The following is a 16,940-nucleotide window of genomic DNA, read 5'->3' as shown; positions in this document are numbered from 1 at the left end:
GAAATCCCCACTACTAATACTGCTTCTTAGGACAGAACACCATGGCAACCAATGCAAAACCCGTATATCAGCGTATTCTGCTTAAACTGAGTGGCGAAGCCCTGCAAGGTGCAGAAGGTTTTGGTATCGACGCCAGCGTTTTGGATCGCATGGCTCAGGAAGTGAAAGAGCTGGTCGAACTGGGAATTCAGGTCGGTGTAGTTATTGGCGGCGGGAACCTGTTCCGCGGCGCGGGCCTGGCGCAAGCCGGCATGAACCGCGTAGTGGGCGACCACATGGGAATGCTGGCTACCGTGATGAACGGCCTGGCTATGCGTGATGCACTGCACCGTGCCTATGTGAACGCCCGCCTGATGTCGGCGATCCCGCTGAACGGCGTGTGTGATAATTACAGCTGGGCAGAGGCGATCAGCCTGCTGCGCAACAACCGCGTGGTGATCTTCTCCGCCGGTACCGGCAACCCGTTCTTCACCACCGATTCCGCCGCTTGCCTGCGTGGTATCGAGATCGAAGCCGACGTGGTGCTGAAAGCCACCAAAGTGGATGGGGTCTACTCCGCCGATCCGGTGAAAAACCCGGATGCGACGCTGTATGAACAATTAACCTATCAGGACGTGCTGGAGCGCGAGCTGAAAGTGATGGATCTGGCGGCGTTTACGCTGGCCCGCGATCACGGTCTGCCGATCCGCGTGTTCAACATGAATAAGCCTGGCGCGCTGCGCCGCGTGGTGATGGGTGAGAACGAAGGTACGCTGATCAGCAAATAAGGCTGTTCACACCCCTTTTTCGGAGCGCGTGACGCCAGGCGCCGCGCGCTCTTCGAGTACGATTACGGGCTATACTTGAGTATCGCCTGCCAAGTAACCAGCTTCCAAGGGTTTGCAACGTGACTAATGAAATCAGAAAAGATGCTGATTCACGCATGGAAAAAAGCGTAGAAGCATTCAAAAACCAAATCAGCAAGATCCGCACCGGCCGCGCTTCGCCAAGCATTCTGGACGGCATCATGGTGGAATACTACGGCGCCGCTACGCCGCTGCGTCAACTGGCCAACGTGACTGTGGAAGACTCCCGCACGCTGAAAATCAACGTGTTCGACCGCAGCCTGAGCCAGGCCGTTGAGAAAGCGATCATGAGCTCCGATCTGGGCCTTAACCCGTCTTCCGCCGGTTCTGACATTCGTGTTCCGCTGCCTCCGCTGACCGAAGAACGCCGTAAGGATCTGATCAAGATCGTACGCGGCGAAGCCGAGCAGGGCCGCGTAGCGGTGCGTAACGTGCGTCGCGACGCCAACGACAAGGTCAAGGCGCTGCTGAAAGACAAAGAGATCAGCGAAGACGAAGAACGTCGTTCACAAGACGAGATTCAGAAAATGACCGACGCTTACATCAAGCTGGTCGACGCCGCGTTGGCGGAGAAAGAAAAAGAGCTGATGGATTTCTAATCAGCATCGTGCAGAAAAAAAGCGTCGCCTGGGCGGCGCTTTGTTTTTTGTGGCGCAGATCCCGTTTCATCGTACTGAAAGATCATGGACAAGCGGTGTCCAAGGTTCCACACTGGAGCACCTCCGATCTCATCAGACAGTTATTCAGAGTGAACTCATGAAGCAACTGACCATTCTTGGCTCGACCGGCTCGGTAGGGACCAGCACCCTGGCCGTGGTCAGGGCGAATCCCGAGCGTTTTGCGATCAAAGCGCTGGTGGCCGGCCGCAACGTCGCGGTCATGGCGCAGCAATGCATCGAATTCCGGCCCGCCTTCGCCGCGATGGCGGATGAAAGCGCCGCCCGCGAGCTGCGCGTCATTCTGGCGGAAAACGGCGTCGCTACCGAGGTATTGGCCGGGGAGCAAGCGGCTTGCGAACTGGCGGCTTTGGACGACGTCGATCAAGTGACAGCGGCCATCGTCGGCGCTGCGGGGCTGTTGCCGACGCTGGCGGCGATCCGCGCCGGCAAGCAGGTGCTGCTGGCTAACAAAGAGTCGCTGGTCACCTGCGGCCGCCTGTTTATGGACGCGGTGCGGCAAAGCCAGGCGCAACTGCTGCCGCTCGACAGCGAGCACAACGCGATTTTTCAGAGTTTGCCTGAGAGTATTCAGCGCCAGTTGGGATACTCTTCACTGGACAGTCATGGTGTTTCGCGCATCGTGCTTACCGGCTCTGGCGGTCCGTTCCGCACCACGCCGCTGGACCAGTTCGCCGCGATGACGCCGGATCAAGCCTGCGCCCACCCGAACTGGTCGATGGGCCGCAAGATCTCGGTGGACTCCGCCACCATGATGAACAAAGGTCTGGAATACATTGAGGCCCGCTGGCTGTTTAACGCCTCGGCCGAGCAAATGGAAGTGATCCTGCACCCGCAGTCGGTGATTCACTCGATGGTGCGCTATGCCGACGGCAGCGTGCTGGCGCAGCTGGGTACGCCGGATATGCGCACGCCGATCGCCCACGCGATGGCGTATCCGCAGCGCGTGAACTCCGGCGTGGAAGCGCTGGACTTCTGCCGCATCGGTTCGCTGACCTTCGCTGAACCGGAACGCGAGCGTTATCCTTGCCTGTATTTGGCGATCGACGCGTTCGAGGCCGGCCAGGCGGCGACCACCGCGCTGAACGCGGCCAACGAAATCGCCGTGGCGGCATTTTTGCAGCAGCAGATCCGCTTTACCGACATTGCGGCGGTCAACCGCCAGGTGGTGGAGCGTCTCGCGCTGCAGGAACCGACCTGCATCGACGCGGTCTTAGACATTGACCGCCAGGCGCGCGCCGCCGCCGAGGAACGCGTTCGCGCGTTGTGCGGCTGATCACGGCGATTATCCGATTTTGCTCGTAATTCGCGCGTGCCGCCGCGGGGTCGTTTGTTCATGCCCCGCTGAGGTGGTATAGTCTGCGCCACCTGTCAGCGGTTATACCGTTGAATTATGACCCGATTGGCGCCTTGTGCGCCAATGGCGACCCGGCTGCGTCGGGTATCGCGAGGGCAGGCTGAAAGCCGTGTCGGGCACACGGCTTTTTTTGCGCGTAAGGGCCTGATGTTCCGGAAAGGCAGTTATATTTCTATTGAGGAAATAAGTACGAGTTATGTCGTCCGCAAACCAACAAGAGGCTAATCCATCTTCCCCGGGGCCGCGCCATGTCGCCATTATCATGGACGGTAACGGACGCTGGGCCAAACGTCAGGGCAAGTTACGTGTCTTCGGTCATAAAGCAGGGGTGAAATCGGTTCGCCGCGCGGTCAGTTTTGCCGCCAGCCACCATTTAGATGCACTCACGCTTTATGCCTTCAGCAGCGAAAACTGGAACCGTCCGGTGCAGGAAGTCTCCGCCCTGATGGAGCTTTTTGTCCGCGCTTTGGATAGTGAAGTAAAAAGCCTGCATAAACATAACGTCAGGCTGCGGGTGATCGGCGATATTAGCCGGTTCAGCGCGCGTTTGCAGGAGCGGATCCGCCGCTCTGAAGCACTGACGGAAAATAACGATGGCCTGACGCTCAATATCGCTGCCAACTATGGCGGCCGTTGGGATATCATTCAGGGAGTAAGGGAGCTGGCCGAGCGGGTACGGGGCGGTGAGTTGCACCCGGATCAGATCAGCGAGGAATTATTGAGCGAACGGGTTTGCATGAGCGACCTGGCGCCGGTGGATCTGGTTATCCGCACCGGTGGCGAGCATCGCATCAGTAACTTCCTGCTGTGGCAAATCGCCTATGCTGAACTTTACTTTACTGATGTGCTCTGGCCTGATTTCGATGAACTTGTCTTTGAAGGTGCGCTGAATGCATTTGCACAACGTGAGCGCCGCTTCGGGGGAACAACACCTATCGGCGCCGATGCGTCCTAGGGAGAACTTTTGCTGAAGTATCGCCTCATAACTGCTCTGATTTTAATCCCGATCGTTATCGCGGCGCTGTTCCTGTTGCCGCCGCTGGCCTTTGCTCTGGTAACGCTCGTCGTGTGCATGTTAGCAGCCTGGGAGTGGGGCCAATTGGCCGGTTTTACCTCCCGTTCGCAGCGCATCTGGCTGGCGATACTGTGCGGTTTTCTGCTGGCGCTGATGATGCTCAGCGTTCCCGCCTACCATCAATCCGTGCCGCAGGTAAGCGGCTCGCTGTGGCTGTCGCTGGCCTGGTGGCTGGCGGCGCTGCTGCTGGTGCTGTTTTACCCCGGCTCGGCCGCCATCTGGCGCAATTCGCGCCCGCTGCGCCTGCTGTTCGGCCTGCTGACCATCGTGCCGTTTTTTTGGGGCATGCTGGCACTGCGCCAGTTCGGCTATGAGCAAAACCCGTTTACCGGCGCCTGGTGGCTGCTGTACGTGATGCTGCTGGTGTGGGGCGCGGATTCCGGCGCCTATATGTTCGGCAAGCTGTTCGGCAAGCATAAGCTGGCGCCGAAGGTCTCGCCGGGTAAAACCTGGGAAGGGTTGATCGGCGGGCTGCTGACATCGGCGGTCATTTCCTGGCTGTTCGGCCGCTACGCGCCGCTAAACGTGGTGCCGACCACGCTGTTGGCCTGTTCGGTGATCGCCGCGCTGGCTTCGGTGCTGGGCGATTTGACCGAAAGCATGTTCAAACGCGAAGCGGGCATCAAGGACAGCGGTCATTTGATTCCCGGTCACGGCGGCATACTGGATCGTATCGACAGCCTGACCGCGGCGGTGCCGGTGTTTGCCTGCCTGATGCTGTTGGTGTTTTAATCCGTCAATGACGGAAAGTGAGGGATGATGGTCAGCGTGCTTTGGAACCTGGTGGCGTTTCTGATTGCGCTCGGTATTTTGATTACCGTGCACGAGTTCGGACACTTTTGGGTTGCCCGTCGTTGCGGCGTGCGCGTTGAACGTTTCTCCATCGGCTTCGGCCGGGCGCTGTGGCGCCGCACCGATCGCCAGGGCACCGAGTACGTTATCGCTTTGATTCCGCTTGGCGGCTACGTGAAGATGCTGGACGAGCGCGTGGAGTCGGTGGCGCCGGAAATGCGCCATCAGGCCTTCAACAACAAAACCGTCTGGCAGCGCGCGGCCATCATCAGCGCCGGCCCCATCGCCAACTTCCTGTTTGCTATCCTTGCCTATTGGCTGGTGTTCATCATCGGCGTGCCGAGTTTCCGCCCGGTGATCGGCGAAATCGCGCCGCAATCCATCGCCGCCAAGGCTGAAATTTCGTCTGGCATGGAACTAAAGTCGGTTGACGGCATCGAAACGCCTGATTGGGAGTCAGTTCGTCTGGCGCTGGTGGCGAAGATCGGCGATGCGCAAACCGAAGTCGGGGTCGCGCCGTTCGGCTCTTCGCAGGTCGTGACCAAAACCCTGGATTTGCGCCAGTGGAACTTTGAACCGGACAAGCAGGATCCCGTTGTCGCGCTGGGCATTATGCCGCGCGGCCCGCAGATCGAATCCGTGTTGGCGGAAGTGCAGCCTAACTCGGCGGCGCAAAAGGCGGGTTTACAAGCGGGGGACAGGATCGTTAAAGTCGATGGTCAGCCGTTGGGTCGTTGGCAGACGCTGGTGAAGCGTATCCACGATGGCCCGGGGCAATCGCTGGCTTTGGAGATTGAAAGAAACGGCGCCCCCTTGTCTTTGACGCTGATACCGGATACAAAGCCGGTGGGAAAAGACAAATCGGTGGGGTTTGCAGGCATCATTCCAAAAGTGCTGCCGCTGCCGGACGAGTATAAAACGATTCGCCAGTATGGACCGTTCCCGGCGCTGTATCAGGCCGGCGACAAGACCTGGCAGCTGATGCGGCTGACGGTCAACATGCTGGGCAAATTAATAACCGGTGATGTAAAGCTGAACAACCTGAGTGGCCCGATCTCGATTGCACAGGGAGCTGGGGCGTCAGCCGGAGTCGGGTTCGTGTATTATCTGATGTTCCTGGCGTTGATTAGCGTCAACCTGGGTATCATCAACCTGTTCCCATTACCGGTGTTAGATGGTGGGCATCTCCTCTTCCTGGCGATAGAAAAGCTGAAGGGTGGGCCGGTTTCCGAGCGAGTACAGGACTACAGCTACCGCATAGGTTCGATCGTGCTGGTGTTGTTGATGGGTCTTGCACTTTTCAATGATTTTTCCCGCCTCTAGGGGCGGGGATAGGTTAGGAAGAACGCATAACAACGATGGCGATGAAAAAGTTGCTCATAGCGTCGCTGCTGTTTGGCAGCGCCACCGTATACGGTGCAGACGGGTTCGTAGTGAAAGACATTCATTTCGAAGGCCTGCAGCGAGTCGCCGTCGGTGCGGCGTTACTCAACATGCCGGTTCGCGTCGGCGATACCGTCACTGACGATGACATCAGTAATACCATCCGTGCCTTGTTTGCCACCGGCAACTTCGAGGACGTGCGCGTGCTGCGCGATGGTAATACCTTGATCGTGCAGGTGAAGGAACGTCCTACCATCGCCAGCATCACTTTCTCCGGCAATAAGTCGGTGAAGGATGACATGCTCAAGCAGAACCTGGAAGCCTCCGGCGTCCGGGTGGGCGAGGCGCTCGACCGCACCACGATCTCCAGCATTGAAAAAGGGCTGGAAGACTTCTACTACAGCGTCGGTAAATACAGCGCCTCGGTGAAAGCCGTAGTCACGCCGTTGCCGCGTAACCGTGTCGACCTGAAACTGGTGTTCACGGAAGGGGTCTCCGCCAAGATTCAACAAATCAACATCGTCGGCAACCATGCCTTCACCAACGACGAACTGATCTCACGCTTCCAACTGCGTGATGAAGTGCCATGGTGGAACCTGGTCGGCGATCGCAAATACCAGAAGCAAAAACTGGCGGGCGATCTCGAAACCCTGCGCAGCTTCTATCTGGATCGCGGCTATGCCCGCTTTAACATCGATTCTACCCAGGTGAGCCTGACGCCGGATAAAAAAGGCATCTACATCACCATCAACATCACCGAAGGCGAGCAGTACAAGCTTTCCGATGTTGTCGTGAACGGCAATCTGGCCGGCCACTCGGCGGAAGTCGCTCAGATCACCAAAATTGAGCCAGGCGAGCTGTACAACGGCAGCAAGGTGACCAAAATGGAAGACAACATCAAAACGATGTTGGGCCGTTATGGTTACGCCTACCCGCGCGTCGGCACTCAGCCTGAGATCAACGACGCGGATAAAACCGTCAAACTGCACGTCAACGTTGACGCGGGCAACCGCTTCTACGTGCGTCGCATCAAGTTCGAAGGTAACGACACCAGCAAGGATTCCGTACTGCGTCGCGAAATGCGCCAGATGGAAGGCGCCTGGCTCGGCAACGAGCAGGTCGAGCAGGGCAAAGAGCGTCTGAACCGTCTGGGCTACTTCGAAACGGTTGACGTGGAAACCCAGCGCGTGCCGGGCACCGCCGATCAGGTCGATGTGACCTACAAGGTAAAAGAACGCAACACCGGTACCTTCAACTTCGGCGTCGGTTACGGCACCGAGAGCGGCGTCAGCTTCCAGGCCGGCGTGCAGCAGGATAACTGGTTGGGTACCGGCTACTCGGTCGGCATCAGCGGCACCAAGAACGACTACCAGACCTATACCGAACTGTCGGTCACCAACCCGTACTTCACCGTTGACGGTGTGAGCCTGGGCGGCCGCATCTTCTACAACGACTTTAAGGCGGATGACGCGGATCTGTCGGACTATACCAACAAGAGTTACGGTATCGACGGTACGCTGGGCTTCCCGATCAACGAAAACAACTCGTTGCGTACCGGCCTGGGCTACGTCCACAACGGCCTGTCGAACATGCAGCCGCAGATCGCCATGTGGCGTTACCTCGACTCGATGGGCGTGGATGCGAACAAGACCGACCGCGCCAGCTACTCGACCGACGACTTTACGCTGAACCTGGGCTGGACCTACAACAACCTGGACCGCGGCTACTTCCCGACCTCGGGTAACCGCACCACGTTGAACGGCAAGGTCACCATTCCGGGCTCGGACAACGAATACTACAAGGTGACGCTGGACAGCGTACAGTACGTGCCGATCAACGACGATCGCACCTGGGTGCTGTTGGGCCGTGGCCGTCTGGGTTACGCGGATGGGCTGGGCGGCAAGGAAATGCCGTTCTACGAGAACTTCTACGCCGGTGGTTCGAGCACCGTGCGCGGCTTCCAGTCCAACACCATTGGTCCGAAGGCGGTGTACTACAACTCCAACTCGTACCAGTGTCAGTTCAACGCCGGCAGCACGACCGATCGTCAGAGCATCTGTAGCTCGGATGACGCGGTGGGCGGTAACGCCATGGCGGTCGCCAGCCTGGAGCTGATCACCCCGACGCCGTTCATCAGCGAGAAATACGCCAACTCGGTGCGGACGTCGCTGTTCATCGATGCCGGTACCGTGTGGGACACCAAGTGGAAGAATACCAACGAAACGCTGATGTACGGCGTGCCGGACTACAGCAAAGCCAGCAATATTCGTTCTTCCGCCGGTATCGCGCTGCAGTGGATGTCGCCACTGGGGCCGTTGGTGTTCTCTTACGCCAACCCGATCAAGAAATACGAAGGCGACAAGTCCGAACAGTTCCAGTTTAACATCGGTAAGACCTGGTAACGGGTCTCGCCTCTGGGCATAACAGTTATTAAGAATCGCAATGGCCAGGCGCCCGCCGGCAGAGGGAGATGATTCTCATTGTTTGGTGGGACAAGTCTGGCAAATTGTGTACTTCAGTGTCATATGACACAAATGGGTGATGGTAAGGAGTTTATAGTGAAAAAGTGGTTGTGTGCCGCAGGCCTCGGTTTAGCAATGGCTGCTTCAGCTGGCGTTCAGGCAGCAGATAAGATCGCTGTCGTTAACGTCTCCAGCATTTTCCAACAGCTGCCGGCCCGCGAAGCGGTCGCTAAACAGCTGGAAAACGAGTTTAAAGGCCGTGCAAGCGAACTCCAGAACATGGAACGTAGCCTGCAGACCAAAATGCAACGTCTGCAGCGTGACGGCGCTACCATGAAAGCCAGCGACCGCAGCAAGTTGGAAAAAGACGTGATGGCGCAACGCGAGCAGTTCTCTCAGAAAGCCCAGGCTTTCGAGCAGGACAACCGCCGTCGCCAGATGGAAGAACGTAACAAGATCCTGAGCCGCATTCAGGACGCGGTGAAATCTGTCGCCAGCAAAGGCGGTTATGACGTGGTGATCGACGCCAACGCCGTTGCCTATGCAGACTCTTCCAAAGATATCACTGCTGACGTGCTGAAACAGGTTAAATAACACATGCTTTCAATTCGACTGGCTGATTTAGCGCAGCAGTTGGATGCACAATTGCACGGTGATGGCGATCTCGTCATCACCGGCATTGCTTCTATGCATTCGGCACAGCCTGGCCAAATCACGTTTTTGTCAAACAGCCGCTATCAAGAGCAGCTGTCTTCCTGCCAGGCAAGCGCCGTGGTGCTTACCGAAGCGGATTTACCACACTGCCGTGCTGCGGCGCTGGTGGTTAAAAACCCTTATCTGACCTACGCGCGCATGGCGCAACTGATGGACACTACGCCGGCGCCGGCGCAGGATATCGCGCCAAGCGCGGTGATCTCGCCTGAAGCGCAGCTGGGGCAGAACGTCGCCATTGGGGCGAACGCGGTGATCGAGTCGGGTGCTGTGCTTGGCGATAACGTGGTTATCGGCCCGGGCTGTTTCATCGGCAAACACGCACGCATCGGCGCGGGTACGCGTCTGTGGGCGAACGTAACGATTTATCATGCGGTCGAAATCGGCCAGCGCTGCCTGATTCAGTCGGGCACCGTGATCGGCGCGGACGGTTTCGGCTATGCGAATGAGCGCGGCGAGTGGATCAAGATCCCTCAGTTGGGCACGGTGATTATCGGCGATCGCGTCGAAATCGGCGCTTGCACCACCATTGACCGCGGCGCTTTGGATAACACCCAAATCGGGAATGGTGTTATCATCGACAACCAATGCCAGATTGCACATAACGTCGTGATTGGCGACAATACCGCCGTCGCCGGCGGTGTGATCATGGCCGGCAGCCTGAAAATCGGCCGCTACTGCCAGATCGGCGGCGCCAGCGTGATCAACGGTCACATGGAGATTGCCGACAAGGTTGTTGTTACCGGAATGGGAATGGTTATGCGACCAATCACCGAACCTGGGGTATACTCTTCGGGCATTCCGTTGCAGCCTAACAAGGTTTGGCGTAAAACCGCTGCGTTGGTGATGAATATCGATGAGATCAGCAAACGCTTGAAAGCTGTCGAACGTAAAGTCGGAAAAGACTAATCATTGCCGCCCGCCCTGGCGGGTACAAAACGAAACGCGTTGGTCGTGAGACCAAAAGCGCAAAGAGATGTTAATTTGCGGCCTGCATGATGATCTCCTTTTGGGGTCAGCGCAGGCCGTGTTGTTGATGCCATCAGTTTTTAGAGACAGGAAGAGTATTTTGACTACTGACACTCATACTCTGGATATTGCAGAAATTTTGGATCTGCTTCCTCACCGTTACCCGTTCTTGCTGGTCGACCGCGTCCTCGAGTTTGAAGAGCACAAATATCTGCGTGCGGTGAAGAACGTATCGGTGAATGAACCGTTTTTCCAGGGCCATTTCCCTGGCAAACCGATTTTCCCAGGCGTATTGATCCTGGAAGCCATGGCGCAGGCCACCGGTATCCTGGCGTTTAAAAGCGTCGGCAAACTGGAGCCGGGCGAGCTGTATTACTTCGCCGGTATCGACGAAGCACGCTTCAAGCGCCCTGTGGTGCCAGGCGATCAGATGGTCATGGAAGTCACCTTCGAGAAAACTCGCCGCGGTCTGACTCGCTTCAAAGGCGTGGCGACCGTTGACGGTAAAATTGTCTGCGAAGCAACCATGATGTGTGCCCGCAGCCGGGAGGCTTAATCCGTGATTGACCAAACCGCCTTTATCCATCCTAGCGCGATAGTCGAAGAAGGCGCCGTGATCGGCGCCAACGTGCATATCGGCCCTTTCTGCTACGTCGGCTCCCAGGTGGAAATCGGCGCCGGCACGGTGCTGAAATCCCACGTGGTGGTGAACGGCATTACCAAGATTGGCTGCGATAATCAGATTTATCAATTCGCCTCTATCGGCGAAGTGAATCAGGATCTGAAATACGCGGGCGAACCGACGCGCGTTGAAGTGGGCGATCGCAACCGCATCCGCGAAAGCGTGACCATTCATCGCGGCACCGCGCAGGGCACCGGCCTGACCAAAGTGGGCAACGACAACCTGCTGATGGTCAACGTGCACATCGCCCACGATTGCGTGGTCGGCAATGCTTGCGTGCTGGCCAACAACGCCACGCTGGCGGGGCATGTGGAAATCGACGATCACGCCATCATCGGCGGCATGACGGCGATCCACCAGTTCTGCATTATCGGCGCACATGTGATGGTAGGCGGTTGTTCCGGTGTCGCTCAGGACGTGCCTCCTTTCGTCATCGCTCAGGGCAACCACGCTACGCCGTTCGGCGTCAACGCGGTCGGCCTGAAGCGCCGCGGTTTTGACAAGGATGAAATGCAGGCAATCCGCAACGCCTACAAAATCCTGTATCGCAGCGAGAAAACGCTGGATGAAGCGAAAGCGGAAATCGAAGCCCTGGCCAAAGAACAGCCGGTAGTGCAGCAATACCTCGATTTCTTCACCCGTTCCACCCGTGGCATCATTCGCTGAGTTATGTCGAATCGTCCATTGACTATCGGACTGGTCGCCGGAGAAACCTCCGGTGACATTCTCGGCGCCGGCTTGATCCGTGCGCTCAAGGCGCAGATCCCCGACGCGCGTTTTGTCGGCGTCGCCGGCCCGCTGATGCAGGCCGAAGGCTGCGAAGCCTGGTACGAAATGGAAGAGCTGGCGGTCATGGGCGTGGTGGAAGTGCTTGAGCGCTTGCCACGCCTGTTGAAGATCCGCAAGGATCTCACCCGCCGTTTCGGTGAGCTGCGGCCGGACGTGTTTGTCGGCATCGACGCGCCGGACTTCAACATCACGCTGGAAGGCCGCCTCAAACAGCGCGGCATTCGCACCATCCACTACGTCAGCCCTTCCGTGTGGGCCTGGCGGCAAAAACGCGTTTTCAAAATAGGCAAAGCCACCGATCTGGTGTTGGCCTTTCTCCCTTTCGAAAAAGCGTTTTACGATCGTTTCAACGTGCCTTGCCGGTTTATTGGCCACACCATGGCGGACGCCATGCCGTTGCAGCCCGACCGGCTGGCGGCGCGCGCTCAGCTTGGCATCGCTCCGCAGGCGAGCTGTCTGGCCTTGCTGCCGGGCAGTCGCGGCGCCGAAGTCGAAATGCTGAGCGCCGATTTCCTCAAAACCGCGCAGTTGCTGCGCACCCGTTATCCCGAGCTGGAAGTGGTGGTGCCGCTGGTCAACGCCAAACGGCGCGAGCAGTTTGAGCGCATCAAGGCCGAGGTTGCGCCGGATTTGACCGTACACCTGCTGAATGGGCAGGGGCGCGAAGCGATGATCGCCAGCGACGCGGCGCTGCTGGCATCCGGTACGGCGGCGCTGGAGTGCATGTTGGCCAAGTGCCCGATGGTGGTGGGCTATCGCATGAAGCCGTTCACTTTCTGGCTGGCGCAGAAGCTGGTGAAAACGCCTTACGTTTCGCTGCCGAATCTGCTGGCGGGGCGCGAGATCGTCACTGAGCTGCTGCAGCATGACTGCGTGCCGGACAAACTGGCCGCCGCCGTGATGCCGCTGCTGGAAGAGAGCCCGGAAACCGACGCGTTGAAACACACTTTCCTTACCTTGCACCAAAGCATCCGTTGCGGTGCGGACGAACAGGCCGCTCAGGCTGTGTTGGAGCTGGCGAAAGCATGATTGAACCCTTTATCTATCCCGCTGCCACGCTGATTGCCGGTGTGGACGAAGTGGGCCGCGGCCCGTTGGTCGGCGCGGTGGTCACCGCCGCCGTGATCCTCGATCCGGCGCAGCCGATCGTCGGTCTGGCGGACTCCAAGAAACTCAGTGAAAAACGCCGCCTGGCGCTGTATGACGAAATCGTCGCCAAGGCGCTCTCCTGGAGCCTGGGGCGCGCCGAACCGGCAGAAATCGACCAATTGAACATTTTGCACGCCACCATGTTGGCGATGCAGCGCGCGGTGGCCGGGTTGCATATCGCGCCGGACATGGTTTTAATCGACGGTAACCGTTGCCCGAACCTGCCGATGCGTTCGCAGGCGGTGGTGAAGGGCGACAGCCGCGTGGCGGAGATCAGCGCGGCGTCCATTCTGGCGAAGGTCACGCGCGATCGCGAAATGGCCGAGCTGGACAGCGAGTACCCGGACTACGGTTTCGCGCAGCATAAAGGCTACCCGACCGCCTTCCACCTGGAGCGGCTGGCCGCGCTGGGCGCCACCGAGCATCATCGCCGCAGCTTCGCGCCGGTGAAAAGAGCGCTGGCGCTGTAGTCTGCGGGCCTGACCGGGCTCGACGATAGCATTAACCCGGGCTCAGCCTGCTGAGCCCCTTCAATCAGGTATCTGGAGATGGCCGAACCTCGTTTTATTCACCTGCGCGTCCACAGTGACTACTCCATGATTGATGGATTGGCCAAGACGGCGCCGCTGGTGAAAAGAGCCGCCGCGTTAGCCATGCCTGCACTGGCAATCACCGATTTCACCAACCTGTGCGGGCTGGTGAAATTCTATGGCAGCGCGCACGGCGCCGGGATCAAACCGATCATCGGCGCGGATTTCCATGTGCAAAGTGAAGAGCTGGGCGATGAACTGGCTCAGTTGACGGTGCTGGCCAGCAACAACGAAGGCTACCAGAACCTGACGCTGCTGATTTCCCGCGCCTATCAGCGCGGCTACGGCGCCGCCGGCCCGACTATCGATCGCGACTGGCTGATTGAACATCGCGAAGGGCTGATCCTGCTTTCCGGCGCGCGTCAGGGCGACGTCGGCAAGTTCCTGCTGCGCGGCAACCAGACGCAGGTGGATCAGTGTCTGGACTTCTATCAGCAGTATTTCCCAGACTGTTACTATCTGGAACTGATCCGCACCGGCCGCCAGGACGAAGAGAACTACCTGCATGCGGCGGTGGCGCTGGCCACCGAGCGCGGCTTGCCGGTGGTGGCCACCAACGACGTGCGCTTCCTGGTGGAAGATGACTTCGACGCCCATGAGATTCGCGTCGCCATTCACGACGGCTTTACGCTGGACGACCCCAAGCGGCCGCGCAACTACAGCCCGCAACAGTACATGCGCAGCGAAGACGAGATGTGCGAACTGTTCGCCGACATCCCGGAAGCGCTGCTGAACAGCGTCGAAATCGCCAAGCGCTGCAACGTCACCATTCGCCTTGGCGAATACTTCCTGCCGCAGTTCCCGACCGGCGATATGAGCACCGAGGACTTCCTGGTGCTCAAATCGAAAGAGGGGCTGGAAGAGCGTCTGGAGTTCCTGTTCCCCGATCCTGACGTGCGCGCGCAGCGCCGCCCGGAATACGATGAGCGTCTGGACGTCGAGCTGAAGGTGATCAACCAGATGGGCTTCCCTGGCTACTTCCTGATCGTGATGGAGTTTATCCAGTGGTCGAAGGACAACAACGTGCCGGTTGGCCCGGGGCGCGGCTCCGGCGCCGGTTCGCTGGTGGCCTATGCGTTGAAAATCACCGACCTCGATCCGCTGGAGTTCGATCTGCTGTTCGAACGCTTCCTGAACCCGGAACGTGTCTCAATGCCCGACTTCGACGTCGACTTCTGCATGGAGAAGCGTGACCAGGTAATCGAGCACGTGGCGGAGATGTACGGCCGCGAAGCGGTATCACAGATCATCACCTTCGGCACCATGGCGGCGAAAGCGGTTATCCGCGACGTGGGCCGCGTGCTGGGGCACCCGTACGGCTTCGTCGATCGCATTTCCAAGCTGGTGCCGCCGGATCCGGGCATGACGCTGGAGAAAGCCTTCGCCGCCGAACCGCAGCTGCCGGAGATTTACGAGGCCGACGAAGAGGTCAAGGCGCTGATCGACATGGCGCGCAAGCTGGAAGGGGTGACGCGCAACGCCGGTAAACACGCCGGTGGCGTGGTGATCGCGCCGACCAAGATCACCGACTTCGCGCCGCTGTACTGCGATGCCGAAGGGAACCACCCGGTGACCCAGTTCGACAAGAACGACGTGGAATACGCCGGGCTGGTGAAGTTCGACTTCCTCGGTCTGCGCACCCTGACCATCATCGACTGGGCGCTGGAGATGATCAACGCCCGGCGCGCCAAGACCGGGCTGGAACCGATCGACATCGCCGCCATCCCGCTCGACGACAAGAAAAGCTTCGACATGCTGCAGCGCTCGGAAACCACGGCGGTGTTCCAGCTTGAATCGCGCGGCATGAAAGATTTGATCAAACGTCTGAAGCCCGACTGCTTCGAAGACATGATCGCACTGGTGGCGCTGTTCCGCCCGGGGCCGCTGCAGTCGGGCATGGTGGATAACTTCATCGACCGCAAACACGGCCGTGAAGAGATCTCCTACCCGGACATTCAGTGGCAGCACGAGTCGCTCAAGCCGGTGCTGGAACCGACCTACGGCATCATCCTGTATCAGGAACAGGTGATGCAGATTGCCCAGGTGCTGGCCGGCTATACGCTGGGCGGCGCGGACATGCTGCGTCGTGCGATGGGTAAAAAGAACCCGGTCGAAATGGCCAAGCAGCGCGGCGGCTTTGAAGACGGCGCCAAAGCGCGCGGCATCGACGGCGAACTGTCGGTGAAAATCTTCGACCTGGTGGAAAAATTCGCCGGTTATGGCTTCAACAAATCGCACTCCGCCGCCTATGCGCTGGTGTCGTATCAGACGCTGTGGCTGAAGGCGCACTATCCGGCCGAGTTTATGGCGGCGGTGATGACCGCCGATATGGACAACACCGACAAAGTGGTGGGTCTGGTGGACGAGTGCTGGCGCATGGGGTTGAAGATCCTGCCGCCGGACATCAACAGCGGCCTGTATCACTTCCACGTCAACGACGACGGCGAGATCGTTTACGGCATCGGCGCCATCAAGGGCGTGGGGGAAGGGCCGATCGAAGCCATTATCGAAGCGCGCAACAGCGGCGAGCAAGGTTATTTCAAAGACCTGTTCGATCTCTGCGCGCGCTCCGACATCAAGAAACTGAACCGCCGCATTCTGGAAAAACTGATCATGTCCGGGGCGTTCGATCGCCTAGGGCCGCACCGCGCCGCGCTGATGAATTCGCTCGGCGACGCGTTAAAAGCGGCGGATCAGCATGCGAAAGCCGAAGCTATTGGCCAGGTGGATATGTTTGGCGTGCTGGCGGAAGCGCCGGAGCAGGTGGAGCAATCCTACGCCAATATCGCGCCCTGGCCGGAGCAGGTGGTGCTGGACGGTGAACGGGAGACGCTGGGGCTGTACCTGACCGGCCACCCAATCACCCAGTACCTGAAGGAGATCGAACGTTACGCCGGTGGCCAGCGTTTGAAAGACATGCACCCGACGGATCGGGGCAAAATGACTACCGCCGTCGGGTTGGTGGTCGCCGCGCGGGTGATGGTGACCAAGCGCGGCAACCGCATCGGCATCTGCACGCTGGATGACCGTTCAGGCCGTCTGGAAGTGATGTTATTCACCGAAGCGTTAGAAAAATACCAGCATTTGTTGGAAAAAGACCGTATCCTTATCGCCAGTGGACAGGTCAGCTTTGATGACTTTAGCGGCGGGCTTAAAATGATGGCCCGCGAGGTAATGGACATCAGTGAAGCCCGGGAAAAATACGCTCGCGGGCTTGCTATCTCGCTGACTGACAGGCAAATTGATGACCAGCTTTTGAACCGTCTCCGTCAGTCGTTGGAACCCCATCGATCGGGGACGATTCCAGTGCATCTCTACTATCAACGGGAAGATGCGCGAGCCAAGCTGCGTTTTGGCGCAACCTGGCGCGTGACGCCCACCGACCGCTTGTTGATCGACTTGCGGACGTTGGTAGGCAATGAGCAGGTGGACTTGGAATTTGACTAAAATAGGAATGCT

Annotated in this window: 14 protein-coding genes; all 14 read left to right on the top strand. The window is 58.7% G+C overall.

What is annotated here, in order from left to right; all coding sequences use genetic code 11:
- Positions 1–41 precede the first annotated feature (41 nt).
- Positions 42–767 carry a UMP kinase gene (gene pyrH / locus ACTJJ6_RS22215; RefSeq protein ID WP_004931940.1) on the top strand — a complete coding sequence of 242 codons (726 nt, stop codon included), beginning with the start codon at positions 42–44 and terminating at the stop codon, positions 765–767.
- A 119-nt stretch (positions 768–886) separates the two neighbouring features.
- Positions 887–1,444, top strand: coding sequence for a ribosome recycling factor (gene frr / locus ACTJJ6_RS22210; RefSeq protein WP_004931943.1), 558 nt, complete (start codon positions 887–889; stop codon positions 1,442–1,444).
- A gap of 157 nt (positions 1,445–1,601) precedes the next feature.
- The gene (ispC, locus tag ACTJJ6_RS22205) at positions 1,602–2,798 is read left to right on the top strand and encodes a 1-deoxy-D-xylulose-5-phosphate reductoisomerase (protein ID WP_049299599.1); all 1,197 of its coding nucleotides are present in this window, start codon (positions 1,602–1,604) and stop codon (positions 2,796–2,798) included.
- A 277-nt stretch (positions 2,799–3,075) separates the two neighbouring features.
- Positions 3,076–3,834, top strand: a complete 759-nt coding sequence (ispU, locus tag ACTJJ6_RS22200) for a (2E,6E)-farnesyl-diphosphate-specific ditrans,polycis-undecaprenyl-diphosphate synthase (RefSeq protein WP_049299600.1) — start codon at positions 3,076–3,078, stop codon at positions 3,832–3,834.
- 9 nt (positions 3,835–3,843) lie between these two features.
- Positions 3,844–4,686: a phosphatidate cytidylyltransferase gene (gene cdsA, locus ACTJJ6_RS22195; protein ID WP_004931949.1), complete on the top strand. Its 843-nt coding sequence runs from the start codon at positions 3,844–3,846 to the stop codon at positions 4,684–4,686.
- A gap of 27 nt (positions 4,687–4,713) precedes the next feature.
- Complete coding sequence (gene rseP / locus ACTJJ6_RS22190; RefSeq protein ID WP_028127525.1) at positions 4,714–6,069, top strand: sigma E protease regulator RseP; 1,356 nt, start codon at positions 4,714–4,716, stop codon at positions 6,067–6,069.
- 35 nt (positions 6,070–6,104) lie between these two features.
- Positions 6,105–8,531 (top strand): outer membrane protein assembly factor BamA, encoded by a 2,427-nt coding sequence (gene bamA / locus ACTJJ6_RS22185; RefSeq protein WP_033639522.1) that lies wholly within the window; start codon positions 6,105–6,107, stop codon positions 8,529–8,531.
- Positions 8,532–8,687: 156 nt separating this feature from the next.
- On the top strand, positions 8,688–9,185 hold the full coding sequence (skp, locus tag ACTJJ6_RS22180) for a molecular chaperone Skp (RefSeq protein ID WP_004931958.1): 498 nt from the start codon (positions 8,688–8,690) through the stop codon (positions 9,183–9,185).
- 3 nt (positions 9,186–9,188) lie between these two features.
- Positions 9,189–10,211, top strand: coding sequence for a UDP-3-O-(3-hydroxymyristoyl)glucosamine N-acyltransferase (gene lpxD / locus ACTJJ6_RS22175; protein ID WP_004931959.1), 1,023 nt, complete (start codon positions 9,189–9,191; stop codon positions 10,209–10,211).
- Positions 10,212–10,371: 160 nt separating this feature from the next.
- Positions 10,372–10,827 carry a 3-hydroxyacyl-ACP dehydratase FabZ gene (fabZ, locus tag ACTJJ6_RS22170; protein ID WP_004931962.1) on the top strand — a complete coding sequence of 152 codons (456 nt, stop codon included), beginning with the start codon at positions 10,372–10,374 and terminating at the stop codon, positions 10,825–10,827.
- 3 nt (positions 10,828–10,830) lie between these two features.
- Positions 10,831–11,619: an acyl-ACP--UDP-N-acetylglucosamine O-acyltransferase gene (gene lpxA / locus ACTJJ6_RS22165; protein WP_016929882.1), complete on the top strand. Its 789-nt coding sequence runs from the start codon at positions 10,831–10,833 to the stop codon at positions 11,617–11,619.
- 3 nt (positions 11,620–11,622) lie between these two features.
- Entirely contained in the window at positions 11,623–12,771 is a 1,149-nt protein-coding gene (gene lpxB / locus ACTJJ6_RS22160; RefSeq protein ID WP_151254487.1) for a lipid-A-disaccharide synthase, read from the top strand.
- Positions 12,768–13,361, top strand: a complete 594-nt coding sequence (rnhB, locus tag ACTJJ6_RS22155; RefSeq protein ID WP_016929880.1) for a ribonuclease HII — start codon at positions 12,768–12,770, stop codon at positions 13,359–13,361. The genes lpxB and rnhB overlap by 4 nt, the downstream gene beginning before the upstream one ends.
- Positions 13,362–13,439: 78 nt before the next feature.
- A complete protein-coding gene (dnaE, locus tag ACTJJ6_RS22150; RefSeq protein ID WP_016929879.1) occupies positions 13,440–16,928 on the top strand; it encodes a DNA polymerase III subunit alpha in 3,489 nt (1,162 codons plus the stop codon).
- Positions 16,929–16,940 lie beyond the last annotated feature (12 nt).

It is taken from the genome of Serratia sp. 22278 (assembly GCF_052045405.1).
GTDB classification, from domain to species: domain Bacteria; phylum Pseudomonadota; class Gammaproteobacteria; order Enterobacterales; family Enterobacteriaceae; genus Serratia; species Serratia marcescens.
Note: the sequence above shows the minus strand (reverse complement) of the source record. Positions and strands in the feature narration are given on the sequence as shown.

Bases quoted from the DNA above. Each gene is read 5' to 3' on its own strand.
- rseP (WP_028127525.1), top strand. From the start codon at position 4,714: ATGGTCAGCGTGCTTTGGAACCTGGTGGCGTTTCTGATTGCGCTCGGT.
- pyrH (WP_004931940.1), top strand. From the start codon at position 42: ATGGCAACCAATGCAAAACCCGTATATCAGCGTATTCTGCTTAAACTG.
- dnaE (WP_016929879.1), top strand. From the start codon at position 13,440: ATGGCCGAACCTCGTTTTATTCACCTGCGCGTCCACAGTGACTACTCC.
- ispC (WP_049299599.1), top strand. From the start codon at position 1,602: ATGAAGCAACTGACCATTCTTGGCTCGACCGGCTCGGTAGGGACCAGC.
- rnhB (WP_016929880.1), top strand. From the start codon at position 12,768: ATGATTGAACCCTTTATCTATCCCGCTGCCACGCTGATTGCCGGTGTG.
- lpxD (WP_004931959.1), top strand. From the start codon at position 9,189: ATGCTTTCAATTCGACTGGCTGATTTAGCGCAGCAGTTGGATGCACAA.
- lpxB (WP_151254487.1), top strand. From the start codon at position 11,623: ATGTCGAATCGTCCATTGACTATCGGACTGGTCGCCGGAGAAACCTCC.
- bamA (WP_033639522.1), top strand. From the start codon at position 6,105: ATGGCGATGAAAAAGTTGCTCATAGCGTCGCTGCTGTTTGGCAGCGCC.
- ispU (WP_049299600.1), top strand. From the start codon at position 3,076: ATGTCGTCCGCAAACCAACAAGAGGCTAATCCATCTTCCCCGGGGCCG.